This window comes from Cystobacter fuscus (assembly GCF_002305875.1).
Classification (GTDB): Bacteria; Myxococcota; Myxococcia; order Myxococcales; family Myxococcaceae; genus Cystobacter; species Cystobacter fuscus_A.
Window position 1 is genome coordinate 4,117,665 of the sequence record NZ_CP022098.1, and the last position, 24,668, is coordinate 4,142,332.

Genomic DNA, 24,668 nt, shown 5'->3' on the forward strand with positions numbered 1-24,668 from the left:
CCCTACCTCGCCGGACGTGCCGCGCGCCGTGCGTGGGGACGTCACGGCGCGTCAGTGCGTCAGCTCGCCTCGAGCGCGATGCCCGACAGGTAGTCGGTGGCGGAGAAGCCCACCAGGGTGGGGTGATCCGGCGGCAGGCCGAAGCGGGCGATGCGGAAGCTGCGGCGCTCCTCCTGCTCGCACGCCTCGGCCACCAGGTTGTCGAAGCCGCCCATGGGCAGGGGCGGGTGGTAGCCGACGATGAGGATGACGCCGCCGTGGCGGGTGGCGCGCAGGCCCAGGCGCACCAGCTCGACGAAGGTCTCCGAGGAGGTCGCATCGGGGGTGTCCAGCAGCACCAGATCGAAGGTGTCCTGAACGCCGTGGAGCACGTCGAGTGCGTTGCCGCGCTCCACCTGGAGCCGGCCCAGCAGGCCATTGGCCTCGCCGTTCTCGCGCGCCAGGTCCGCCGTGTCCGCGTCGCTGTCGAAGGCGAGGATGGAGCGGGCGCCATGGCGTCCGGCGTGGACGAAGAGCCCACCCACGTGGCAGCTCGGATCCAACACCCGCGCGCCCTGGGAGAGCCGGGCCAGGAAGCGGCGCAGCTCACGCTGATCGTACGGGTAGCCCACGCCCGAGCCGTATTGCAGGTCCACCGTGAAGCGGGCGCCCAGCTCCAGCACGCGCGTCCAGCGGGGAGGGGTGCCGTGCAGCACGTGGGGGCGCTGCGAGGGCAGGCCCAGTTGGCGGCGCCGGGGCGTGTCGTTGCGCAGCAGCACGGACTCCGCGCCGCTCACCTCGACGAGGGCGCGGGTGATTTCCTGCAGCCGGGCGTCCATGGCGCGCGTGAGCGTCTGGACGACGAGGTGCCGGTCATACCTGTCCACGATGAGCCCGGGCAGCGCGTCCCCATCGTCGTTGATGACGCGGCAGAAGCGCGGATCGTCCACGGTGAGCGCGCGGCGCTCGAAGGCGTGGCGCACGTGACGGGGAATGAGGCCCTCGGCGGTCTCGTCGGCATAGCCCAGGCGGCGCACCGCGTAGGAGGCCTCGAGGTCCACGTCCGCCAGGCCGAGCAGCTGGCCCTGCTCGTCCCTCAGCTGGACGGCTTCGCCCAGCGCGGGCGTCCCCTCGATGGAGACGATGTCCTCCCGGCGAACCCAGGGGGCTCCGTGCTTCAGCCTTCGTGCCGCTTCTCGGGACAGATAGGTGTTGACCAAGTTCGTCCTCCCCTCGGCGTCGGCCGAATGACGCGCTCCGAATGTTCCGCACTGAAAGGAACAGTCGTTGACGGGAGGACGATTTCGGTCTCGGGCGCCAAACGCCGCGCTGGAGGGAAGGGGAGCAGGCGGGGCGGAACGCTCGGCTGGATGGCCGCTCAGCTCCGGGGAGCGCCCGGCCGCTTGAATGCCTTGTAGGTGACGCGGGTGAGCAGCGCGCTCGTGGCCAGGGCGAGCACGATGCCCAGGGCGCGCCGGGGCCAGGAGTCGCTGGCGATGAGCATGAGCGCCCAGAAGGCCAGCAGCACCGAGCCCACCACGGTCATCCCCTGGGTCCGGGCCTTCCAGCCCCGGGCGGGAGGTTTCGCGCGGGCGAGCACGGGGATGGTCGAGGCCTTGCGCCAGAGGGTCTGTCCCTCCTCGCGCACCTCGTCATCGGGGCCCACGAGGCCCTGCATGTACGCCAACTCCACCTCCCTGAAAGAGAGGTAGTCCAGCTCTCCGTCCGGCGTACGTACGTGGTAGCGCATCGTGCCCTCCCGGGTCGAGTCAGGCCAGTTCGGCCGCAATCTGCTCAGCCACGCGCAGTCCATCAATGGCCGAGGAAACGATGCCTCCAGCGTAGCCGCAGCCCTCGCCCGCGGGGTAGAGGCCGCGCATGGAGACGGACTGCATGTCCTCGCCGCGGGTGATGCGCACGGGCGAGCTGGTGCGGCTCTCGATGCCGATGAGCTTGCCCTCGTCGCTCACGAAGCCGCGCATCTTGCGGTCGAACGCCTTGAGCGCCTGCTTGAGCGACTGGGTGAGACGCTCGGGGAAGAGGCGGTTGAGGTCCGTGTGCGCCAGGCCCGGCCGGTAGCTGGTGCCGCCCGGATCCTTCTTCACGCGGCCCGCGAGGTAGTCGGGGATGGTCTGCGCGGGGGCGAAGAACTTCCCTCCGCCCAGCTCGTACGCCTTGGACTCCCAGTGCCGCTGGAACTCCAGGCCCGCGAGCGGACCGCGGAAGCCCTCGCGCTCGAAGTCCTCCACGGACACCGTCACGACGATGCCCGCGTTGGCGTACTTCGCGTTGCGGCGCGAGTTGCTCATGCCGTTGGTGCACTGCAGCCCGTCCTGCGTGGGCGTGGGCACCACGATGCCGCCCGGGCACATGCAGAAGGAGTAGATGCCGCGCACCTCTCCGTTCACGTCCAGGTTCTCCGCGAGCTTGTAGTCGGCCGGGGGCAGCTTCGGGTTCTTCGCCGCGCTGCCGTACTGGATGGAGTTGATGAGCCCCTGGGGGTGCTCCGCCCGGAAGCCGAGCGCGAAGGGCTTGGGCTCGATGACCACGCGCCCGTCGGCGGCGAAGCGCTCGTAGAGCTCACGCGCCGAGTTGCCCGGGGCGAGCACCACCCGGTCGCTCTCCAGCACGCGTCCGTCCGCCAGCCGTACGCCCGTCACCCGCCCGTCGCGGTCGAGCACCTCCTCCACCTTGTGCTCGAAGAGCACCTGGCTGCCGCCGGCGATGAGCTCCTCGCGGATGCGCGCCACCGCGCCGGGCAACAGGTCCGAGCCGATGTGCGGCTTGCCCTCGATGAGGATGTGGTCCGGCGCGCCGCAGCGGGCGAACGTCTCGATGACCTTGCGCACGTGGGGGTGGTTGATGCGCGTGGACAGCTTGCCGTCCGTGTACGCGCCCGCGCCGCCCTCGCCGAAGTTCATGTTGCTCTCCGGGTCCAGCGTGCCGTCGCGCATGAGCTTCGCCACGTCCTTGCGCCGCGCCACGACCTCCCGGCCCCGCTCGACGAGGATGGTGCGCACGCCGCGCTCCAGCAGCGCCAGGGCGCAGAAGAGGCCCGCGGGGCCGGTGCCGATGATGAGCGGCAGGCGCTCGGGCTCCTTCACGCGCGCGGGCTGCTCGGGCGGAGGCGGCGTCTCCCCCACGTCCGGCGGCAGCCGCGGTGGCACCCGGCCCGGAGCGAGTTCCACCTCCAGCGTATAGATATAGCGAGGGCTGCCTTTCTTGCGCGCATCGAGCACCGCGCGCACCACGCGCACGGACTGGAGATCGCCTCGCGTCACCCCGAGCTTCTCGGCCGCACGCTGGCCCAGCAGCTCCTCCGGCTCGTCCAACCACAACCCAATGTTGTTCACCCGATAAGCCATGCGACGCTCTTCTCCTCAGCCGACGACGAGCGCGTATGTGCGCCACCCAGTGCCTGGAATGCAAGCAAGCCAACAGTGGAGATTCCCCCAGGTGCGAACCGGATGACGCACTCCGCCGAGGTCCATCCCCACGCGCGCCGGGCAAGTGCGAAGACCCGTTCGCAGCCGAGGGACCGTATGCCACCCCCGGGCTCTTCCTAACTCCTTGGAGTGCATGGGAAATCCGTCCACGGGTCGACGTCTGGCACGGGGGTTGAAGAATGATTCTCCCGTGACTACGCGGTCCCACTGTTTCTGGAGGAAACGACCTTGAACGCGAACAAGCAGAAGACCCGTCTCCTCGCCCAGACCTTCTTCAATCAGCTCCGCGCGGACGGTTACACCCCCATGCAGATCATCGGCATGGCCACCGAGTTGTTGGATCTGGTGTCGGAGGACCTCAAGGGGGTGCACGCCAACGTCGCGCAGGGGAGCCCCGAGAGCCGGCCGGACTTCCGCCAGGAGGCCTGACCGCCTAGAATGCGGACTGTCCCTGGCGGGTGAGCCGGGTTCCGGGCGGGTCCCGGGGCTCGAGCGCCCCCAGGCGGCACGGCGAATGCGGTACACGAAACCGGCCTCGAGCCGGTTTTTTCGTTTCCGGGGGGCTCGTCACCCGGGCGGACGGGCGGCGGCCTGCTCCCGGCGCCGCTGGCGCGCGGCGGACGCGGCGAGGATGAACAGGCCCGCGTTCATGGCGGTGAAGACGGAGCTGACCGAGTACGCGGCGAGTGCACCGAGCAGCAGGGCGCCCACCACGACGGCGGACACATCCACCCAGCGGGCGCGCTGGTGGGGAAGCACCAGCAGGGTGACGCACACGGCGAGCGGCAGGCCGAGCGCTACCTGCCGGGCGATTTGAGGGCCGCTGTCGGCGACCGTCTCCCAGTTGTTCACGAGGATGGCGACGAAGATGACGACCGTGCCGATGGCGAGCACGAGCACGCCCGCCGCGGCGGCGTCCTTGGTGAGCCGGGCCTTCTCGTCGAAGTGCCGGGTGGCCAGGTCCACCAGGTGCTCGAGCGCGCTGTTGAGGATCTCCGCGAAGAAGATGAGCAGGACGCAGAAGATGAGGATGACCTTCTCGGCGACGCCCAGGGGGATGCCACTGCCCACGAGTCCCACGAGCACGGCGGAGACCAGGTGCACGCGCATGTTGCGCTGGTGCACGGCGGTGTGGATGAGCCCGTTCCAGGCATGGCGGAAGGAGGCGAGCACGCCCGTGCCGCCTCGCGAGGCGTAGGCGGGAGGCCGGTGCGTCTCCGGGGGAGGTGGTGGGGAGTAGGGGGCGGGGGAACTCATCGGGGACAGGTTAGCGAGAGAGTGGGTGGGCACCCACGAGTTCGATTGGCAGGCCTCGCGCCGGGTCCTAACGTCCGGCGCCTCATGGCACTTCCTGCATCCCTCCGTACCACTGTCTGGGTGTTGCTCACGATCTTCTGTTGGCCTGGAACCAGCCAGGCGCAGGAAGAAGACACTGCTCACGCCTGTGGGCTGGAACCCCCGGACGCGGAGTACGTGCCCTTGCCCGGCCCCCGGCCCCACGAAACCCGCTGGTCGCCCGCCGAGCCCGCCCTGGTGCGCCGCGAGCAGCGCGGCTCCGGTATCTCCGCGTTGTCGGGGGTGCCCCAGACGCGCCTGCGCACCGGGGCGCTGTCGGGGAAGACCATCTACCTGAGCCCGGGGCATGGCTTCTACCGCAGCTCGCCCCTGGGCCGGTGGGCCACCCAGCGCGGCAACACGAACGACGTCGTCGAGGATCTGGTGTCCCTCGAGACGATGGACCAGTTCCTGCTGCCGATGCTGATGGGGGCGGGCGCCACGGTGGTGCCGGTGCGCGAGCCGGATCTGAACCCCCAGGGGGTGGCACTCGACAACGGCGGGGTGGGGTACTCGGAGGCGGGTCCCGCGGACCTCTTCTCCAGCACGGGCGCTGCCTCTGGATGGGGCGTGCCGCCGGTGCCCATGGGCAACGCGGTGCAGCCCTTCAAGCTGGGAGACACCCGGCTCATGACGGCCGCAGCCACGGCCACGGCCCATGCCACCTGGGCGCCCCGGGTGCCCGCGGACGGCGCCTACCACGTGTATGTCTCCTATGGCTCGGACCCGAGCCGGGTCACCGACGCGCACTACGTGGTGCGGCACGCGGGCGGCGAGAGCCACTTCCGCGTGAACCAGCGCCGCCACGGGGGCACGTGGGTGTTGCTCGGCCGCTTCTACTTCCGGGCGGGCGCTCCGGCGGAGTCGGCGTCGGTGATGGCGTTCAACGACTCGGCCGAGGCGGGCACCGTGTCACTGGACGCCGTGCGCCTGGGCGGAGGCTCGGGCGATATCGGGGATGAGAAGCTGGGCCCACTCGCGCGTTCGCGCTCCGAGGAGTGCGCGCGCTACCACACCCAGTTCAGCGGCGCGCCGCCCGAGGTGTTCGCTCCCTCGGGGACCAACGCGCTCTCCAACGAGCGCAACGACGACGTCTCCGCCCGCCCGCGCTTCGCGGCCTGGCTGCACGAGGATGGCGAGGACGCCGTGTACGTCGCCTGGCACACCAATGCCTCGGCGAATGGAACCGTGCGGGGCACGGAGGCCTACGTCTACGGGCCCAATCCCGTGGATGGCAAATACATCCCGGGTGAGGCGGTGGTTGGCAGTCCGGAGCTCGCGCAGAGCCTGCTGGATGAACTCTCGGTGGACCTGAAGCGGGAGATCGAACCGAACTGGCGGGTGCGCGGCCTGCGCTCGGCGAACCTGGGCGAGGTGAACCCGAGACACAATCCGGAGATCCCCTCCGTGCTGGTGGAGGTGGCCTACCATGACAACGCCCAGGACGCCGCGTGGCTCAAGGAGCCGCACTTCCGGCGCGTCGCCGCGCGGGCCTTCCTCCATGGCCTCATCAAGTACTTCGCCACCCGGGATGCCCCGGAGGGTCAAGCTCCCGTCATCCACCTGCCCCCCGAACCGCCCTCGGCGGTGGCGGCCCGCAACGCGGGAGGTGGCCAGGTCGAGGTGAAGTGGGCGCCCCCCGCGGACCCGGACGGGGCCGTGCCTCCTCAACATCCGGCCACGGGCTATCGCGTCTACCAGAGCACGGACGGGCTGGCCTGGGACGAGGGCATGGACACCACCGCCACGTCCATCTCCCTGCCGCTCGCGGCGGGCACGACGCGCTACTTCCGGGTTGCGGCCCTCAATGAGGGCGGCGAGTCCTTCCCCTCGGACGTGGTGGGCGTGGGCGCGACGGACGGGGCGCCGCGGGTGCTCGTGGTCAATGCCTTCCGGGCCCTGGACGCGACGATGGCGCGCGTCGAGGAGCTCTCGGCGTACGACCTGGGCTCGCCCCGGCGCGCCTTCCTGGAGGCGATGAACGACGGGACGGCCCTGCGCCGCCATGGGGACGCGCTCGCGCGCAACGCCGTGGCCTTCGACAGCGCGACGAGCGAGGCGATCGCCGCGGGCCTGCTCACCCCCGTGGGCTACCCGGTGTTGGACTGGTTCTCCGGGCGGGGACAGGCCCGGAGCCGGGGTCCCGATGCCACGGAACAGGCCCTGCTGCGCGCTTTCGTGCTCGGGGGCGGGCACCTGTTGCTGTCGGGCAGTCAGATCGCCTCCGCGCTCGCGGTGGGAAGCGCCGAGGACGTCGCCTTCCTGACGGACATCCTGCACGCCCGGCCAGTGTGTGGTCTGTCGGCGCCTCGGGTGGGAGGGCTCACGGATGGCCTCTTCCCGGGTCTGGCGGGCTCGCTGCTGGATGACGGGCGGCGGGGCTCCTTCCCGGTGGGCGCGACGGACGTGCTCCGGCCGGGGGAGGGGGGCCAGCCGGTGCTGGGCTACTCCGGGGCGGACACGGCGGCGGGCATCCTCTCCGCGCCGGGGGGACAGGTCCTCTTCCTGGGTGTGCCCTTCGAGGGCGTCGTCACGCCCGAGCGCCGCGCCTACCTGATGGGCGCCTTCCTGGCCCGGGCGGGGGTGTTGGCGTCGCCGCCCCCGGCGCCCGGGGCGGAGGAGGCCCTGCCGCTGGACCTGGACTCGAGCGGCTTGAGCTCCCTGGGGGGCGCATTCCCGTGCACCCTCGAGCAGGTTCCCGGCTCCTACGGCGAGGAGCGGGGCGGCTGCGGCTGCGGGGCGGGGGGGGGAACGGCCTCCCTGGCGGGACTGTTGCTGTTGCGTCTTGTGCAACGACGGCGGACACGTCATTTGCCTCGCGGAGAGCGTTGACTCGCGTGCCGCCCATGCCTACGGTCGCCCGCCTTTTCGTCCCAGCCCCATTCCCCGCTCAAGGAGCTTGAACATGGCCACCAAGATTGCCATCAACGGATTCGGTCGTATCGGCCGCTGCGTGCTGCGCGCCGCGCTCGCCCGCAAGGAGAACCTCGAGTTCGTCGCCATCAACGATCTCGACTCGCCGGCCACCCTGGCGCACCTCTTCAAGTACGACTCCGTGCACGGCATCTTCCCGGGCACCGTGAAGGCCACCGACAAGGCCATCGTCATCGACGGCAAGGAGATCGCCGTCACGGCCCAGAAGGATCCCTCCGTGCTGCCCTGGAAGTCGCTGGGCGCGGACATCATCCTGGAGTGCACGGGCCACTTCACCGAGCGCGAGGGTGCGATCAAGCACGTGAACGCGGGCGCCAAGAAGGTCATCGTCTCCGCGCCGTCGAAGAACCCGGACTTCACGATCGCCTACGGCATCAACCACGATCAGTACGATCCGGCCAAGCACCAGATCCTCTCCAACGCCTCGTGCACCACCAACTGTCTGGCGCCCGTGGCCAAGGTCCTCACCGACTCCTTCGGCATCGAGAAGGGCGTGATGACCACCATCCACAGCTACACCAACGACCAGCGCATCCTGGACCTGCCGCACAAGGACCTGCGCCGCGCCCGCGCCGCCGCCCTGTCGATGATTCCCTCGTCCACGGGTGCCGCCAAGGCCATCGGTGAGGTGCTGCCGAGCCTCAAGGGCAAGATGCACGGCATGGCGGTGCGCGTGCCCACCCCGAACGTGTCCCTGGTGGACCTGAGCGTGGTGCTCTCCAAGAACGCCACCGTCGAGGCCATCAACGACGCCTTCAAGAAGGCCGCCGAGGGTCCGCTCAAGGGCATCCTCCAGTACAACGACGAGCAGACCGTGTCCGTCGACTACAACGGCAACCCGCACTCCTCCATCTTCGACTCCACCAACACCATGGTCATGGGCGACAACCTCGCCAAGGTGATGGCCTGGTACGACAACGAGTGGGGCTTCTCCAACCGCATGGTGGACGTGGCCAAGTTCCTGTCCTCCAAGGGCCTGTAATCCCCGAGCCCGTCAACACGGACGAACCAGAGGGAACGATGACGATCCGCTACATCGACGACATGCAGCTCACCGGCAAGCGCGTCTTCATCCGGGTGGACTTCAACGTTCCCCTGGAAGGCCGCCGCATCACCGACGACACCCGCATCCGCGAGGCCCTGCCCACCATCCAGAAGGCCCTGGACCTGGGCGGCAAGGTGATCCTCGCCTCGCACCTGGGACGCCCCAAGGGCGTGGAGCCCAAGCTGTCCCTGGAGCCGGCCGCCTCGCGCCTGTCCGAGCTGCTCGGCGGCAAGCACGAGGTCATCCTCGCCGATGACTGTGTGGGCGACGGCGTGCGCAAGCTGGTGAAGGATCAGAAGGAAGGGCAGGTGCTCATGCTCGAGAACCTGCGCTTCCACAAGGAGGAGGAGGCCAACGACGAGGCCTTCGCGCGAGAGCTGGCCTCCTTCGCCGACGTCTACATCAACGACGCCTTCGGCACCGCGCACCGCGCGCACGCCTCCACCGCCGGCATGGTGCCCCACGTGAAGGAGAAGGGCGCCGGCCTGCTCATGCGCAAGGAGCTGGAGTACCTGGGCGGGGCCATCAAGAACCCGGCCAAGCCCTTCGTGGCCATCCTGGGTGGCTCGAAGGTGAGCGACAAGATCAAGGTCATCGAGAGCCTGCTGCCCAAGGTGGACGCGCTGCTGATCGGCGGCGCCATGGCCTACACCTTCCTCAAGTCGCAGGGGATTGAGGTGGGCAAGAGCCGCGTGGAGGAGGACAAGCTGTCCATGGCCACGCGTCTGCTCGAGGCGGCGCAGCGGCTCAAGACGTCGCTCGTGCTGCCCATCGATCACATCTGCAGCACGGAGCTGGGCGACAAGGGCCCGCTGCGCGAGGTGCCCGACCGGGCCATCCCCGCGGACCTCATCGGCCTGGACATCGGCCCCAAGACGCGCGCCATGTACGCCGAGCACATCCGCAACGCCAAGACGGTGGTGTGGAACGGCCCCATGGGCATGTTCGAGGTGGAGCGCTACGCCGCGGGCACGCGCGCGGTGGCCGAGGCCATGGTGGCCAACAAGAACGCGGTGACGATCGTGGGCGGCGGTGACAGCGCCGCGGCCGTCAACGAGATGGGCCTGGGCGTCAAGCTCAGCCACGTGTCCACTGGCGGCGGCGCCTCGCTCGAGTTCCTCGAGGGCCGTGAGCTGCCGGGCGTCAAGGCGCTCGAGACGAAGTAGTCCACCTCACCACCGCTCCATCCACCCTCCCTCCTGAGGAGTCAGTCCCCATGGCCGCACCGACGCGACGCAAGCTCATCGCTGGCAACTGGAAGATGAACAAGACGCTCTCCGAGGCGCTCGCGCTGGTGCGGGAGTTGAAGGGACCGGCGGCCGCGCTGCCGGCGGATCGGGTGGAGGTGGCGGTGGCGCCGCCCTTCGTGTCGCTCGCCGCGGTGGCCAAGGAACTGGAGGGCTCGGCGCTGAAGCTGGCCGGCCAGAACTGCCACTGGGAGGCGAGCGGGGCGTTCACCGGCGAGGTGTCCGCGCCGATGCTCAAGGACGTGGGGTGCGCCTACGTCATCCTGGGCCACTCCGAGCGCCGGCAGTACTTCGGCGAGACGGACGAGACGGTGAACAAGCGCATCCGGGCGGTGCTGGCGGCGGGGATGACGCCCATCGTGTGCGTGGGCGAGACGCTGGCGGAGCGCGAGGCGGGCCGCACGAAGGACGTGGTGGAGCAGCAGGTGTTGGGTGCGCTGAAGGGCTACCAGGCGGCCGAGGTGGCCAACTTCGTGCTCGCCTACGAGCCGGTGTGGGCCATTGGCACGGGCCGCACGGCGACGAGCGCCCAGGCGCAGGAGGTGCACCGGGCGCTGCGCGAGCAGCTCGGGCGGCTGTACGACGTGGGGACGGCGGAGCGGGTGCGTATCCAGTACGGCGGGAGCGTGAAGCCGGACAACGCGGCGGAATTGCTGGGCCAGCCGGACGTGGACGGGGCGCTGGTGGGGGGCGCGAGCCTGAAGGCGGGCGACTTCGCGGGCATCCTCAAGGGCGCGGTGGGGGCGTAAGTCAGGAAGATTGTCACCGAGCGCGCCGTTCGGTTAGGCTGCGCGACCTTTTATTCAGGACTGGAAAGAAGAGCCAAACATGCTGACCTTCGTGACGATCGTGCACGTCCTGCTGTGCGTGTTCATGATCTTCGTCATCTTGCTGCAGCCCGGTAAGGACGCGGGCATGGGCTCGGCCCTGGGCGGCGGAGCCGCGACGAGTGCCTTCGGCGGCCGGGGCGCGACGACGTTCCTCACGAAGGTGACGGGCGTGTGCGCGGCGCTGTTCTTCCTCACGTCGCTGGGCCTGTCCTTCGTGGGCATGCGCTCCTCGGTGGCGGCGGGCGCGGTGGCCCCCGCGGCGGCTCCGGCTCCGGCCGGGACCCCCGAGCCGGGCCCCTCGTCGACGGGTGCGCCTCCGGCGGGGCAGATTCCCGCGGCCACTCCGCAGGACGCGGCGGCCCCCACGGGCACGGCGCCCGCGCAGGAGGCTCCGGGCACGCCGAGCACCGTGGAGCAGCCGCGCCCGGCCGAGACGCCGGCCCCGGCTCCTGCTCCCGCCCCGGCTCAGTAGGCGGGCAGCCAGCGAGCCCTGGAAAAGTGCAGGAGGGGCTCGCTAAAATTTGTTGTCGGCGGCGCGGTTCGTGGTACTAGAGGCCGCGTCGCAACGCGGTTCGCGGTTCGCAGCAAGCCCAGGTGGTGGAACTGGTAGACACACCATCTTGAGGGGGTGGCGCCGAAAGGTGTGCGGGTTCGAATCCCGCCCTGGGCACTCCGAAAGAGCCTCCGAGTCGAAAGACTCGGGGGCTTTTTTGTTTTCCGGTTTCTGTTGGTGTGCCGCCAACGCGTCGTGGCACCAGGACAGTCGCCGCACGGCAGCCCTCGCGTGCATGCGGAGCTGCGTGCCTGCGGACAGCAGGTGGGCCACAAGCGAGTGGTTCGTCTCATGAACCGGCAGCGGAGGCACTCGATACTCGGCTACGTCAGCCCCGTGGATTTTGAGCTTGCGGCCTTGCTTCTGAAGTTGGCGGCATAACCCAACTGTCCCCCCGCCCAGTGCTTCTGAAGGGTCGAATTCGTGGGCCCGCCGGGAGGGGCCTCAAGCCTGTCCACGAACTCAGGCGCGCGTGGGCTGCTGCGCGAGCGCGCGCACCACGACTGCTGAGTTTCGCTCGAACTGCCGCTTGACTGCGTTCCGCTCGCGTTCCGGCAGGAGAATCATCAGCAGGCTGCGCGCGCGGCTGAGGCCGCAGTAGTGTAGCCGCTCAAGGTCCGGCGTCTCGAGTTCGGCCATGTTCCAGGCGATGACCGCGCGGCGCTCCAGTCCCTTGAATGCGTGCATCGTGCAGAAGTCGATCTGTCGATCGCCGTGCGCAGGTGCCTCGTCGGAGCATAGGTCGCGAATCGTGAGACCCCCTGGAGAGGACCCTTCGAGGCCGGAACTGCTCAGCTTTCGTTGGGAGAGGATCACGATATCCTCCGCTCGCACGCCATCCTTGAGCAGCTCCCGCACACATTCGTCTCCTGCGCGATACCGTACTGCTCCGAGCCGCCCGTCGGCGCCGGCCCCGCGTGGAGTGGCACCGACTTCTGGGAGCGTGTGCTCGAACCACTCGCGGATTGGGTCAGGTAACGACTCACCTCGTCCGGCGAATAGGTTTTCCTCGGGAGTGGGCGGGTGAGCACCAGGTGCGGAGGCCCACTCAACCCGTGGACCCGGAGCTATCGCACCCTCACGGGATGTACACGCTGCTCCAGACATTCGAAGTGATCACGGGAGGGTAGCCGCTCATGGGCGGGGTGTTGGCGTTGCCCGTCGCGAGCTTGTTGTTGACCTTCCATTGCCAGGATCCAGCGGTGAAGATCGGGTAGTTCAACGAGCTGCTGGGGCCGTGGCACTGGGTTCCCGCCGGGGTGCTGTTCTCCTCGCCGTCAGTCATCAGGTACAGCATCTTGCGCGCGGTGATCGTGCCCGACTTGTATGCGAGGAGTTCGTCCGCGGCATCACAAACCGCATAGGCGAGAGGATAGGCACCGGAGCCGACCTGAAGGCTGTTCAGGGTGAAGATCGTGGTGGCGGCGCCCGAAAAGCCTTGCCTCTTGACGTAGGACGAGCCCTCGAATGTCCAGACGGCGAAGTACTGAGGGAGGGACAACGGGAGATTCACCAGGGATTTCGCTCGGAGGATCGCTTTGTCGAAGCGCGTGGTGCCATCGGAGCCAACGGTCGACATGGAGCCGCCGCTCGCGATGAGGATGAGGGTATGCTGCTCGGTGGGCGGGGATTGAGCCGCGGCCTCGTTGAATGAAATGAGCAGGCTGAACGCGAATGCCGCGAGCAGACGAAGCTCGAGAGTGATTGTCTTCATGTCACCTCCTGGTGGGACGTCGGAATCGCTCGAGTCGGGTTCCGGGAGGTACGCCTTCGCTGCGCCTGGTAGGCCCCGAGGAGGGCCAGGAGCGTGAAGAGGAACGTGGAGCGCGGCGCACTCGAACCCGCTCCGCAGCCACACCCGCTGTTTCCTGGGTCCGGGTCCCCCGTGCCAGCATCTGGCTGCGTCCCTCCATCGACCGGCGACGGCTCGACTCCCGCATCCGTGCCCGCGTCGTCAGCTGGAGTGCCGGCATCGCCCGTGCCCGCGTCCGTGCCCGCGTCCACGGGGACCGAATCCCCGGCGAGCACGCGGATCTCCACGGTATCGACGGTCGCACGGTTCCCCAGCCCCACGGTGACGCGGAAGGCCAGCACCGTGTCCTTGGACACCACGGGCGCGGTGAACGTGGCGGCGCTCTTCCCACTGTCCTCGAGCACCACGGGGGAACCCGACACCTGGTGCCATTGGAACCTCAGGGTGCCGCCCTTCGGAGCCTGGCTTCCGGAGGCATCCAGGCGTACGCGTCGGCCGCCCTGGACGCTCTGGTCCGGACCCGCCTTCGCCACCGGATGGTCGGAACCAGGGCTGTTCACGGAGAAGTCCTCGACGACACCGGTCAGGTCCACCGAGTCTCGCGATGGGGAGATGGCTTTGGGCCCCGCGCCCCGGCGGGCAAACGCCTCGGCCAGGAGCGCATGGTCCGTCAAATCCTGGGCCGCCGCGACCGCCAGGAGTGCTTGGAGCTGCTCGGTATACGTCGCGTTGGCGGGCGCGAGCTTCATCGCGGCGACGATGTAGTCGGCCATGCGGCGCCTGATCGTCTTGAAGTCGTACCGGGGGGTGGGAATCCGCGTATCCCGGAGCAGGGCGATGTACCCCTCGAACAGCAGGCTCGCGAAAATCTCCCCCGCGTTGTGGATCTCCGAGTTCCCGGGCTTCCGGGTGACCATGGGGTGGGTGGGCAATGGCTCGCCTTCGGAGATGTGCCGGAGGCTCAAGTCATTGATGCCCTTGTTGACCGAATAGGGCGCCCGGCGGATTCCGAAATAGGTGCTGCTGCCGAGCGCCACGCTCGCGTAGGGGGCGAGGGCGTAGCTCCCCTCGAGCGAATCACCTTCTCGCAGCAGCATGTGCAGGGCGATGAAGTCCGCCCAGCCTTCGCTCATGGCGAGGCACTGGGCCGTGGTGCACGGGACCATCAGGCGCAGGTGCAGGTAGTGTCCCCACTCGTGGGCCACGAGCGTGTTGTCGAGGGAGCCGTCACGATCGATGGAGCCTCGCCACAGGGTCGCCGGGAGGGGAGCTTGCTGCTCGGTGAGCTTCACGAGGCGCGCTCCGTCCTCGTAGGTGACCGAGAGCACGGGGAGCTTCACGACGATCGACGTGTCGTCATTCGTCATCCGGGGGGGGGGGACGCCCGGTATGTTGTTGATCATGATCACCCCCGAGGCGCCCGCCTGCTCGGCATTCCGGGACTTGAGCGCCATGGAGCACGTTCCACGCTCGAGCATGACCACGGCTCCACCCAGCCCGCTCATGGGCTCACATCCGTCATGAGTGCTCGGGTTGGCGATTCCATCGTTCACGAGCACCAGGGGTTTGGTGAGCTGGAAGAACTGCGAGCCGAAGAACGCCAGGCCTGTCGGATAGCGCTGGCCAGAGACCTCCACGAAGTGTTCCTCCGGGCCCATCCAGATGAAGACCTGCATGCGCGGTGACTGCCCATCCGCGGGCACGCTCATGAAGGCGTTGTTGGACCCTTCATGGCCCTGGGCCTCGGCGAGCAGCGGATCTCCTTCCAGGCCGCCCCGACCGAAATTGCTGACCTGGGCATTTCCCGAGGCCTCGTTGAAGCCAGAGACGTAGAAGTCATCGTGGAGCCAATTGGTCGTGTAGAAGAGCTGGGTGACGGCGGCCTGGGTCTGCTCGGCACGGGCCAGAGGTCCGAGGCTCGTGTCATAGACATGGTCGAAGCGCCTGCTTCCCGCGACGGTCGCCGCGCGGACATCGGACCCGGGCGTGAATCCATCGGGGGCGGAGAGGTCCGCGTAGGCATCGACGTTGTTGCCGCGGCTCTCGGTGGCACCAGAGGGCAGCCAGACATCCCCCTTCCCGTTGAAGCTCTCCATCGACACCCATCGCGGGGGAATGAAGGCGGGTCGGTTTCCATCCGGAGTGCCCGTGGGATGCGGTGTGTAGTCGGCCTGCGGTCCATCGAGGGGTGTTCTGGACCCGTCCGTCTCCGCCCAGACCCGGTACTCGAACGAGTCCGCGTGGGTCAGCCCCTGGCGCCGCAGCACGGTGCCATCTTCCGCGGAGATGACGGAAGCCTCCGCGTTGGAGTTGTTGCTCGCATCCGTCCCGAGGAAGGTCTCGACGTAGTACGCGGGGACGAGCTGGCCATCCCTCGGATAGAAGACTTGCTTCGCCCGGGCGGGTAGGACGAGTGTCATCCGGGAGCTGGCGAAGGCCCTGCCTGGAGCCAGCGTGAAGGAGCGGAATCCTCCTGGCATCGGCTCCGTCTCTCTCAGGTCCGCGGATGCGCCCGCGACACGGGACAGCTCATTGAGCGCGTGCGCCACGGCTTCTCCATGCGAGAGCCGGAATGTATGTGGCTGGGGACTCGCCACATCCTGGAGGTTGCCTCCCACGGCGACCAGCCGGAGGTCACGCGTCAACAGCACATCGAGTTCGCTGTCGAGGACCTCGATGCCCTCGAGGTGCTGGCGGAAGGAGACGAGGATTCCTCCGCGACCCGTATCGTGCACCTGGTGGATGGAGGCCGTGCGGAGTGTGGCTTCTCCCAGGTGATAGAGCGGCGCGAGCTGCTCCAGGTACCAGGACGCGATGGCCTCGGGCGTGGCTGGGGCCTGCGCGCTCGGCTCCCAGGATTGGTTCCAGAGGAGGGTGGGCACGCCGCGTCGCGGGTCCTGGAAAGGGACGTGGACGTGGGAGGGCGCGTCGGAGACGTCTCCTTGGGGAGAGGGATTGGCGCAGGCCGAGAGGGCTGCGAGCACGAGCATCGTGAGGGCTTCGCGGCGAAGTTGCATCTCCTACCCCTGGGCGAGCACGCCACCGCATGTGGCTCGAATCATTCTGAAACGACGAAAGGAAGGACGCCAGGGCTACCGTCCTTCCTTCCGCCTGAGACTTCCGCCGGGGCGCCTATTTGGTGATGAAGACAGAACTCGAGCCGCAGCCGGCTCCCTTGCCCTGGTTGTTCACGACGGTCGTGTAGTCGTAGTAGTCGACGACCTTGTCATTGTTGAAGTCCGCCGCGGGATTGCCGGGCGGAACGGTGGCTCCGTAGTTCGCGAGGACCTCGGAGTAGTCCGTGTTGTCCACGCAGAAGTCCTTGTTGGTATCACCCACGACCGGAGTGGGCTGCGAGTCCACGATCTGGGTGTAGACGCCACCGGAGTTCTGCGCCAGCGCCTGGAGGAACGAGTAGTAGTTCGCCAGCGTCGACGCGGAACTCGGCGCCATCGCCTGGCCCGCGGGGGAGTACTCGGGAGCGGAGGTCGATTCGCCCCGGAAGGTGATGTAGCCGCTCAGCACGGTCACGTTGAGCACCGCGGGGAAGAACGCTCCCGCGGGAGGAGGCGTGTTGGCATTACGGGTCGCGAACTTGTTGTAGACCTTCCACTCCCAGGAGTTCGTCGTGTAGGGCGGGTTCTCCAGCGCGCTGGAGGGGCCATAGCACTGGGTGCCAGACGGCGTGCTGTTCTCCTCACCATCGGAAACCAGCTTCACCACCTTCTTCGCCCTGTTGCCGAGGTCCGTCCTGTAGGTGAAGAGCGCGTCGATGGCATCGCAGACCGTATAGGCCAGGGGCGTGACGCCAACACCCACACTCAGCTTGTTCAGGGTCGCGATCGTGGTCGTGGCGCTCGCGAACCCCTGCTCCTTGATGTAGGTGCTACCCTCGAAGGACCAGACGGCGAAATAGTGGGGGATGGCGAGCGACAGGTTCACATATTCCTTGGCATTCAGGATCGCCGCCTGGAAGCGGGTCTGGCCATCAGTGCGCACGGCCGACATGGAACCACTTCGATCCACGACGATGATGCTGTGCTGCTCGACGGGAAGCGGGGGGGGTTGCGCCAGCGCCTCGCCGGCCTGCATGACCAGGGTGAAAACGGCGACCGCCAACAATTGGAGGGTACCCTTCTTCATCTTCGTTCCTTTCGCTTTCCAGCGTGGACTGCGTTTCACCTGCCTACCGCGGGACTCGAGCCGCAACCCGAGCCATAATTGTTCACGACGATGGTGTAGTCGTAGTAATCGACCACGCCGTCATGGTTCACATCCGCGGCGGCGGGCGCGGGCGGAACCGTGTTTCCGTAGTGGGCGAGCACTAGGTAATAGTCGGTGTCGTTGACACAGTAATCCTGGTTGGTGTCCCCCTGGACGGGGACGGGGCTCGAGTCACCGATCGCCGTGAAGGTACCCCCCGAGTCCCTGGACACGCCCTGGAGAAACGTAAAGTAGTTGGAAGCCAACGTGGGGGGGGCGGACACCGCGCGCCTCCCCGTGGAGGACACCTCGCGAACCGGGCTCCCGGTTCCGGCGAAGCGGACGTAATCATACAAGACATTGACGTCGAACACCAGCTTGTATGGACCGGGATCATCCCTCAATGGATCCCCGGTCTTGAGCATGTTGCGGACCTTCCACTGCCAGGAATCCATCGTGAAGTTGGGATAGGGGCTGGTGCTGTCGGGGCCATGGCATTGGGAGCTGGGAGGCGTGCTGTTCTCCTCGCCATCGGAAACCAGACGGACCACCTTCTTCGCGTTGACCCCTGGCTCGTATTGCAGGAGCTCGTCGACCGCGTCACAGATGGCGTGGGCCAGGGGGGTCACCCCGTTGCCGGCGCTCAGGCGGTTCAGGGTCGAGAGCGTGGTCGCGGCATCCGCGAAGCCCTGCTCCTTGATGTAGCTGACCTCCTCGAAGGTCCAGACCGCGAAGGAACGGGGCCGTGACGAGGGCAGGTTGACGTACGCCCTGGCTTGTCTGATGGCCTCGGTGAACCGGGTCTGGCCATTGGTTCGGTAGAGCTGCATGGAGCCACTGCGGTCGATCACGATGAGGACGTGCTCTTCACTGAAGGTTTGAGCCACCGCCTCTTCGGCCCGTGGCAGCAGCACGAGGGCCACGACCAGGAGCACGTGCGAGACCAACCTGGACATTGTCTGGGTCTTCACTTCCCTCTCCTCTCAAATGCCCAGGACGCGGACGGGCAGGGGGGTGTCGTTGCGCGTCCCGTCTCCGAGCTGGCCCTCGCCGTTGTAGCCCCAGGCCCAGGCCGAGCCGTCCGAGCGCAGCGCCAGCGTGTGGTAGTCCCCGGCGACCACGGACACCACGCCGCTCAGGCCCGTGACCCGTACCGGTGTGTTGCGATTGACGAGCGTTCCATCCCCGAGCTGGCCGTCGAAGTTGAACCCCCAGGCGCGCACCGTACCGTCCGAGTGCAGCGCCAGCGAGTGGTAGTGGCCGGCGGCCACGGACACCACGCCGCTCAGGCCCGTCACCTGTACCGGCGAGGGCCTGTTGAGCGCCGTCGTCCCCTCCCCGAGCTGGCCCGAGCCGTTGTAGCCCCAGGTCCACACCGTGCCGTCCGAGCGCAGCGCCAGCGAGTGGTAGCCTCCGGCGGTCACGGACACCACGCCAGACAGCCCCGCCACCTGCACGGGCTGGATGTGCCAGGCGTACGAGCCATTGCCGAGCTGGCCGTCGAAGTTGTAGCCCCAGGTCCACACCGTACCGTCCGAGCGCAAGGCCAGTGAATGGCTGTCTCCGGCCGCCACGGCCACGATTCCGGACAGTCCCGCCACCTGCACGGGTTGGGTCCTGTCCGTGGTCGTTCCATCTCCGAGCTGTCCGTAGCGATTGAAGCCCCAGGCCCACACCGTGCCGTTCGAGCGCAGGGCCAGCGCGTGGTAGTTGCCAGCCGCCACGGCGGAGACACCGGACAGCCCCACCACCTGCACGGGCCGGGCCCTGTCCGTGAGCGTCCCATCCCCGAGCTGCCCATACTCGTTGACGCCCCAGCTCCACACCGTGGTGTCGGCCTTGAGCACCACGGTGTATTTGAATCCGGCCGAGACGGCCACGCCCCCATTCAGGCTCAGGGGGGCGGCGACGAGGCTGTCGACGCCCGTCCCATTGCCGAGCTGTCCGTTGTAGTTGTCACCCCAGACCCATACCGAGCCGTTCGAGTCCAACACCACGGAGTGGAGCTGGCCGGACGTCACGTCCGCCCTGCCCAACGAGAGCCACGACACCTTCACCGCGGCGCTCCGGGGATTGAACGTGCCATCCCCGAGCTGTCCGAAGACGTTGTCACCCCAGGCCCACACCGTGCCGTCCGAGCGCAGCACGAGCGAGTGCTTGTACCCCGCCACCAGGGTGACGCCTCCACTCAGGCCCGACTGCACGGGCACGCGGCTGCTGGTGGTCGTCCCGTTGCCGAGCTGACGGTAGCGATTGTCGCCCCAGGCCCACACCGCGCCGTCCGCGCGCACCGCCAGCGAGTGGTAGTTGCCGGCGACCAGCGTCATCACGTCGCCCAGGGCCACCTGGACGGGCTGGAGCCGGTTGGTGTTCGTCCCATCTCCGAGCTGGCCATAGGTATTGAGACCCCAGGCCCACACCGTGCCATCCGAGCGCAGCGCCACGGTGTGGGAGGAGCCGGCGGAGAGGGTCACCACCCCGCTCAGGTTCGACACCTGCACCGGCACGCTCCTCGTGGCCGTCGTGCCATCCCCGAGCTGGCCAAAGCGGTTGTCGCCCCAGCCCCACACCGTGCCATCCGAGCGCAGCGCCAGCGAGTAATAGCCTCCGGCCACCACGGCGATGATGTTGTTCAGGCCCGTCACCTGCACGGGCAGCGGGCTACTGGTCGCCGCCACGTTCCCGAGCTGGCTGTAGCGGTTGTCGCCCCAGGCCCACACCGTGCCGTCCGAGCGCAGCCCCAGGGCATGAGAGAACCCGGAGCCAAGCGAGACCACCCCGCTCAGGTTCTTCACCTGCACCGGCACGGGGCTGGCGGTGTTCGTCCCGTTGCCGAGCTGGCCGCTGTAGTTGTCACCCCAGGCCCATACCGTGCCGTCCGAGCGCAGCCCCAGGGAGTGATAGTCCCCGGAGGCCACGGACACCACTCCACCCAGGTTCGACACCTGCACCGGCGTGGGCGTGTCGGTGAGCGTCCCGTTGCCGAGCTGGCCCTGACGGTTGTATCCCCAGGCCCACACCGTCCCATCCGAGTGCACGCCCACCGAGTGGTACTGACCCAGCGCCAGCCTCGCGGCGGCGGGCCGGCCCCCGAGGGGTGAGCGCATCCGCCCCAGGAGGGGCTCCTCCATTCCGGGTGCCGACCCACAACCCGTCACGAGTCCCGTGCCGAGCAGCACCGCCAACGTCAGACACACGATCCGTGTTCCGGGGGATTGCCTATCAGACATGCACAGTCTCGAGGAAATGGCCGTCAGTGACGGCACCAGGTTTGCCCCTCGGGGTCCTTGCAACCATCCAACACCCAGCGCGCGATGATGCGCCGGAGCTCCAGGGGCAGCTCGACTCCGGCCATGGGCATGCCAGGTCGCGCGGCGACGAGCCCGTGCTCGGCCTCCAGCGCGCGCGTCTCCAACCGACGCCAGAATTCCTCGCCGGATTTGCGGCGCAGGTAGGCCTTCAGGCCCTCCGCATCCGCGGTGAAGGCGCTCGCGGCGCGTGGGCTGGTCGCGTGACAATGGACGCAGGTGGCGTCCCGGAAGAACGGTCCCCAGAGATAACCCAGCATCGCGGGCGGCAGCTCCCTGGGGACGGCCACGTCCTCCAACTTCAGTCGGGAGACTCGCACGTCCAGCTCCCGTTCCGCCTCGGTCCTCATCTCCCCGAACAGCCGGTACAGGAGCTTCGCCTCGTCGGTGGAGAGGGGCACCACGGGCATGGTGCGCGCTTCTCGAGGCGAGTGGACCTTCCCGGCCGTGTAGGCTTGTAGCCACTCGGCGGTGTAGAGCCCCAGCGCCACACCACTCCGGCCCGCCACGGGCTTCGGGCCTCCATGGCAGATGAAGCAGCGGGTCGTCCACAGCACGTCGGCCTGGCGCCGCTCCTCCACGGTCAACTTCGCGGGTGCCTTCTCCCGGCCCGGCTGCCGCACTCCCAGGAGCTGGGCCACGGCCTTCAGCGCCCTGGGTTGGAGGGACGGGTAGGCCATCATCCGCGGCGCCCGGCTTCCCTCCTTGGGCGAGACGTCGCTCGGACGCTTCAGGAAGGCCGCGAGCCGCTCCCAGGACACCCGGGAAGTGGCCCCGCCGGGCTCCACGGACTCCGGGGCATTCATGTACGCCAGCGGAGAGGTGGCGAGCTGCGCCAGCTTCTCCTCACGCACGGGGACGGCGAAGTAGCGCCGGTCCGCCTGCCCCTTCTGGTGCCGCGCGGCCACGTCGTTCAGCTCCGCGTGGCAGCCATAGCATTGGCTGTCGGTCCAGTGCCCCAGGCCATTGGCGAAGCGAGACTTCGGCTCGTTGCGCCGGGCGGTATGGCACCCGATGCACTCGTCCACCTCCTGCTCGCCGGCGAAGGCTCCCATGCCCACGAGGAGGATGAGGACGAACGAGTACTTCACTGCGTGCCTCCGGGGAGGGCGATGAGCCGTACCGACGAGGAATCCGCTTCCAGTTGGGCGATCTCCTGCACCACGTCACGGAAGTCCGCGGCCGTCGCCTGCTCCGGCTTCTGCTGACACTTCAGGTAGGCGTCCACCAGCACGTACCCGGACACCTTCCACTCCGTGGCCGTGGCCTCCGCGGGGGGCACACGCCGGAGGATGCAGGCCTGTATCTCCTTCTTGCTCTGCTCGGGCTCCACGCCGTCATTGCCAGGGCACGCGGTCCACCACACGAGCCCTCCCACGAGCCACACCTGTCTGGGCATGATCAGCGCTCCCACGCCGGAGCGGCCACGGCGTTCGCCCTGGCTGTTCCTGGCGTCCTGTTGACGGGGATTGAGCATTCCGCGCCCTACCCGAACTGCAGCACCAGCGGGTCTGGCGTGCAGATGTAGACGGGTTGGCCCGCCGTGGTGGTGGACATCGTGGCCGTCTGGGCGTTCAGGTCCAGCGTGAAGGCCTTGATGTAGGCCTCCCAGCCCACCTGGGGATCCGAGGTGACGAAGAGCGAGGGAGAGAGCAGGGCCAGCCGAGAGGACTCGAAGAGCACATCCCAGCTGTTGCCCGTCAGACCCGTGGAGGTGCTGGTCAGCACCTTGTCCGTCACGAGCCTCTGGTTGATGGGGGAGATGTTCAGCTTCTGGCTCGCCTTGTCACACAGAGGGATGGACGCGCGCAGGGTGATGACCGGGCGCGAGTTGATGATGGCCAGCACCTCCGCCTCGCTCTCACTCATGAAGAAGAGGCTCAGGCTGCACGCGATGGGGTAGTTGCCCGCGAGGATCCTCGGCGTGTAGCCCGCCGGCATGTAGGACAGCAGGTTCGCGATCTCCTCCGTCGGCTGGCAGGCGGTGGCCGGAGGCAGCACCTTCGCGTCGGTGATGCCGTACTGGGAGATGAAGCCGTTGTAGAGGTTCTGCCGGTGGGCCTTCGGGAACAGGTTGACGATGAGCTTGCGCATCCCACTGACGTTGGTGGGCGACCCGTTCGGAACCTGCTCGTAGCTCGTGTAGTAGACGGGACCCCGGTTCATGCCCACGTACGGCACGAACACCATGTCGGACTGCTCGATGGTGCGCGCGTAGTCGAGCGGCGGATCGGTCTGGGCGTGCGCGGCTGGCGCCACGAAGGTGAGCAGGCCCAGTACGGCTGCGGAAAGGACGTAGGGTAGACGCATGGAAGTGGGGGGGGGCGGGAGGAGGAGAGGAAAAGAGGGGCGGGAACTCTCCGCGTGGAGAATCCCGCCCCCCGGCTCACGTCTTGATGACTACTGGCCCACCAGCGCGCGGCAGCCCGGATCGTTCATGTTCCAGGTCACGCGGCCCTGCTCGAACCCGCCCAGGAGGCAGGACACGTTGAGCGCGGTGGGAGCCTGGAAGTCCGTCGGGCCCGGGTTGTACTGGACGTAGACCACCTCGTTCTTCTCGAGGATGAGCTTCTCGTAGTTCGCACGCAGGGTGAAGATGGACGACGTCTGGGTGGACACCTGGCCGTTGACCGGCGTGGTGTACTTGCGCACCTCGTTGAACAGCTCGTCCTGGAGCCGCTTCTGCACGGCGTTCACCACGTTGATGAAGTTGGCGTCATTGGGCGCCGTGGGGCCCCAGGTGCCGTTGGACTGCAGGTACTCGATGCGGATGCCGCACTCGTTCTCCGCCGAGCACTGCACCAGGCGCTGGAAGAAGGCGCGGACCTCGATGTCCACACACGAGCTGAGGTGGAAGGCGGCGAAGGCGCTGGCCTGCTCGAAGAGGGACTTCCAGTTGATGTGGAAGCGCGCCTGACGGGTCAGCTCGCTGGTCTTGATCTCCCAGTCGATCTTCGCCGACAGGACGTTGTCCCACTGGGCGCCCGTGGCCAGGAACGTGCGCAGCTGGTTGGTCCAGCCGGGCAGCGTGGTCGCCTGGAAGGAGATGTCCTGCGCCACGACACTGCCATTGAGCGCGGGCAGGCTGTTGAACTTGTACATCACGTTGGTGTCGAGGTCGTACGGCTGGGTCGGATCCTGGTGGGTGAAGCACTTCGGGACGGTGATCGTCCGGGTCTCTCCCGTCGTCGGGTTGGTGATCTGGAGGGTCTCCTTCTCACACTTGACCTCGACGCGGCCATTGGGGGGCGCATAGCCAGAGAGCAGGAACTTGGTCTGGGCCTTGGTCGCCGGAGCCGGGGCGATGCGCAAGCCCTTCGCGGTCGCCTCGCTCTGCAGCAGGTTGAGCGCGCCCAGGTCGCTGGTGGTGGAGAGCGAGCCACCCAGGTTGGTCAGCTCCTCACCCGCGAAGAAGCCAAACGACGGGTAATAGGCGGACGCCTGGAAGCGCGGGATGGGCGAGGTGCTCGACGGCGACTGCACGGCCACTCCACCGCGACGTGGCACGTAATAGACGAGCTTGGTGTCATCCGTGTCACCCAGCAGGATGAAGGCATCCTGCACGGTGGCGGAGAAGTACTGAGACACGTTGCGGGCGGAGGGAGACATGGGCGCCGCGACGGCCTGGCCAGCGGTACCCACGGACAGCGCGATCACGGCGGCGGACAGCAATGCTTTCTTCATGGTTTGAGGCCTTCCTTATCAATGACACATCAGTCATGCCTGGAGGGCACACCACTCCCGTGTCTGTTTGCCCGAGAGCGCACAAACCTGTCGCCGCCGTCCGGTCACTCGTTAGAGAACGCGGTTCGAGTACTGGAACGGTGCATGCAAGATACAAACGCACAGGGCCGCCCACGCGGACTCACGTCAGCGCGGAACCTGCCTGGGTGACGACGTGACGGAATCCCCCTCCGATCCAAGGAGAAGCAGCTTTGCTTGGACAAGTTGCACCATACACATTACCAAATGTGACTGCGAGTGGAAATTTAGTAATCCCGCATTCTCATGTAAATTTTCCGTTCCAATGAAATC

At 67.8% G+C, this 24,668-nt stretch carries 20 protein-coding genes, 1 tRNA gene and 1 pseudogene; 8 read left to right on the top strand and 14 right to left on the bottom strand.

The annotated features are described in order from the left end of the window. Nucleotides 1-59 precede the first annotated feature (59 nt). The 3 genes from CYFUS_RS16980 to CYFUS_RS16990 form a co-directional block, all read right to left on the bottom strand. Nucleotides 60-1,199 (bottom strand): class I SAM-dependent rRNA methyltransferase, encoded by a 1,140-nt coding sequence (locus CYFUS_RS16980; protein WP_095986175.1) that lies wholly within the window; start codon nt 1,197-1,199, stop codon nt 60-62. Between the two features lie 158 nt (nt 1,200-1,357). Beyond that, nucleotides 1,358-1,729, bottom strand: a complete 372-nt coding sequence (locus CYFUS_RS16985; RefSeq protein WP_095986176.1) for a hypothetical protein — start codon at nt 1,727-1,729, stop codon at nt 1,358-1,360. A 19-nt stretch (nt 1,730-1,748) separates the two neighbouring features. Then, nucleotides 1,749-3,344 (bottom strand): NAD(P)/FAD-dependent oxidoreductase, encoded by a 1,596-nt coding sequence (locus CYFUS_RS16990; protein ID WP_095986177.1) that lies wholly within the window; start codon nt 3,342-3,344, stop codon nt 1,749-1,751. A gap of 309 nt (nt 3,345-3,653) precedes the next feature. On the opposite strand from CYFUS_RS16990, the gene CYFUS_RS16995 reads away from it, so the two are divergent. Beyond that, on the top strand, nt 3,654-3,854 hold the full coding sequence (locus CYFUS_RS16995) for a hypothetical protein (RefSeq protein WP_095986178.1): 201 nt from the start codon (nt 3,654-3,656) through the stop codon (nt 3,852-3,854). Between the two features lie 138 nt (nt 3,855-3,992). Here CYFUS_RS16995 and CYFUS_RS17000 read toward each other — a convergent pair whose 3' ends face one another. Further along, nucleotides 3,993-4,682, bottom strand: coding sequence for a diacylglycerol kinase family protein (locus CYFUS_RS17000; protein ID WP_232537611.1), 690 nt, complete (start codon nt 4,680-4,682; stop codon nt 3,993-3,995). 84 nt (nt 4,683-4,766) lie between these two features. Here CYFUS_RS17000 and CYFUS_RS17005 point away from each other — a divergent pair, with 84 nt between their 5' ends. The 7 genes and pseudogenes from CYFUS_RS17005 to CYFUS_RS54540 all read left to right on the top strand — a co-directional run. After that, nucleotides 4,767-7,592: an N-acetylmuramoyl-L-alanine amidase gene (locus CYFUS_RS17005; protein WP_232537612.1), complete on the top strand. Its 2,826-nt coding sequence runs from the start codon at nt 4,767-4,769 to the stop codon at nt 7,590-7,592. A gap of 73 nt (nt 7,593-7,665) precedes the next feature. Beyond that, on the top strand, nt 7,666-8,676 hold the full coding sequence (gene gap, locus CYFUS_RS17010) for a type I glyceraldehyde-3-phosphate dehydrogenase (protein WP_095986181.1): 1,011 nt from the start codon (nt 7,666-7,668) through the stop codon (nt 8,674-8,676). Nucleotides 8,677-8,714: 38 nt separating this feature from the next. Continuing rightward, a complete protein-coding gene (locus CYFUS_RS17015; protein WP_071898533.1) occupies nt 8,715-9,905 on the top strand; it encodes a phosphoglycerate kinase in 1,191 nt (396 codons plus the stop codon). Between the two features lie 50 nt (nt 9,906-9,955). Further along, nucleotides 9,956-10,735 (top strand): triose-phosphate isomerase, encoded by a 780-nt coding sequence (tpiA, locus tag CYFUS_RS17020; RefSeq protein ID WP_095986182.1) that lies wholly within the window; start codon nt 9,956-9,958, stop codon nt 10,733-10,735. Nucleotides 10,736-10,814: 79 nt separating this feature from the next. Further along, the gene (secG, locus tag CYFUS_RS17025; protein WP_095986183.1) at nt 10,815-11,288 is read left to right on the top strand and encodes a preprotein translocase subunit SecG; all 474 of its coding nucleotides are present in this window, start codon (nt 10,815-10,817) and stop codon (nt 11,286-11,288) included. A gap of 116 nt (nt 11,289-11,404) precedes the next feature. Beyond that, nucleotides 11,405-11,486 (top strand) — tRNA-Leu (locus CYFUS_RS17030). A gap of 114 nt (nt 11,487-11,600) precedes the next feature. Further along, nucleotides 11,601-11,660, top strand: a pseudogene (locus CYFUS_RS54540) (hypothetical protein); the annotation flags it as partial. Between the two features lie 171 nt (nt 11,661-11,831). Here CYFUS_RS54540 and CYFUS_RS17035 read toward each other — a convergent pair. From CYFUS_RS17035 to CYFUS_RS17080, 10 genes are all read right to left on the bottom strand, one after another. Then, a complete protein-coding gene (locus CYFUS_RS17035; protein WP_095986184.1) occupies nt 11,832-12,227 on the bottom strand; it encodes an ATP-binding domain-containing protein in 396 nt (131 codons plus the stop codon). Nucleotides 12,228-12,447: 220 nt separating this feature from the next. Further along, nucleotides 12,448-13,083, bottom strand: a complete 636-nt coding sequence (locus CYFUS_RS17040; protein WP_095986185.1) for a hypothetical protein — start codon at nt 13,081-13,083, stop codon at nt 12,448-12,450. Next, a complete protein-coding gene (locus tag CYFUS_RS17045; protein WP_198316602.1) occupies nt 13,080-16,004 on the bottom strand; it encodes a M36 family metallopeptidase in 2,925 nt (974 codons plus the stop codon). The genes CYFUS_RS17040 and CYFUS_RS17045 overlap by 4 nt, the downstream gene beginning before the upstream one ends. A gap of 250 nt (nt 16,005-16,254) precedes the next feature. After that, nucleotides 16,255-17,265, bottom strand: a complete 1,011-nt coding sequence (locus tag CYFUS_RS17050; protein ID WP_095986187.1) for a hypothetical protein — start codon at nt 17,263-17,265, stop codon at nt 16,255-16,257. Nucleotides 17,266-17,300: 35 nt separating this feature from the next. After that, entirely contained in the window at nt 17,301-18,296 is a 996-nt protein-coding gene (locus tag CYFUS_RS17055) for a VWA domain-containing protein (RefSeq protein WP_157758488.1), read from the bottom strand. Nucleotides 18,297-18,308: 12 nt separating this feature from the next. Continuing rightward, a complete protein-coding gene (locus tag CYFUS_RS17060; protein ID WP_095986189.1) occupies nt 18,309-20,555 on the bottom strand; it encodes an RCC1 domain-containing protein in 2,247 nt (748 codons plus the stop codon). Between the two features lie 23 nt (nt 20,556-20,578). Continuing rightward, nucleotides 20,579-21,724, bottom strand: a complete 1,146-nt coding sequence (locus CYFUS_RS17065; RefSeq protein ID WP_095986190.1) for a hypothetical protein — start codon at nt 21,722-21,724, stop codon at nt 20,579-20,581. Further along, a complete protein-coding gene (locus CYFUS_RS17070; protein WP_157758489.1) occupies nt 21,721-22,032 on the bottom strand; it encodes a hypothetical protein in 312 nt (103 codons plus the stop codon). Before CYFUS_RS17070 ends, CYFUS_RS17065 begins: the two co-directional genes overlap by 4 nt. A gap of 86 nt (nt 22,033-22,118) precedes the next feature. Beyond that, nucleotides 22,119-22,943 carry a hypothetical protein gene (locus CYFUS_RS17075; protein ID WP_095986192.1) on the bottom strand — a complete coding sequence of 275 codons (825 nt, stop codon included), beginning with the start codon at nt 22,941-22,943 and terminating at the stop codon, nt 22,119-22,121. A 90-nt stretch (nt 22,944-23,033) separates the two neighbouring features. After that, entirely contained in the window at nt 23,034-24,317 is a 1,284-nt protein-coding gene (locus CYFUS_RS17080) for a hypothetical protein (protein WP_095986193.1), read from the bottom strand. Nucleotides 24,318-24,668 lie beyond the last annotated feature (351 nt).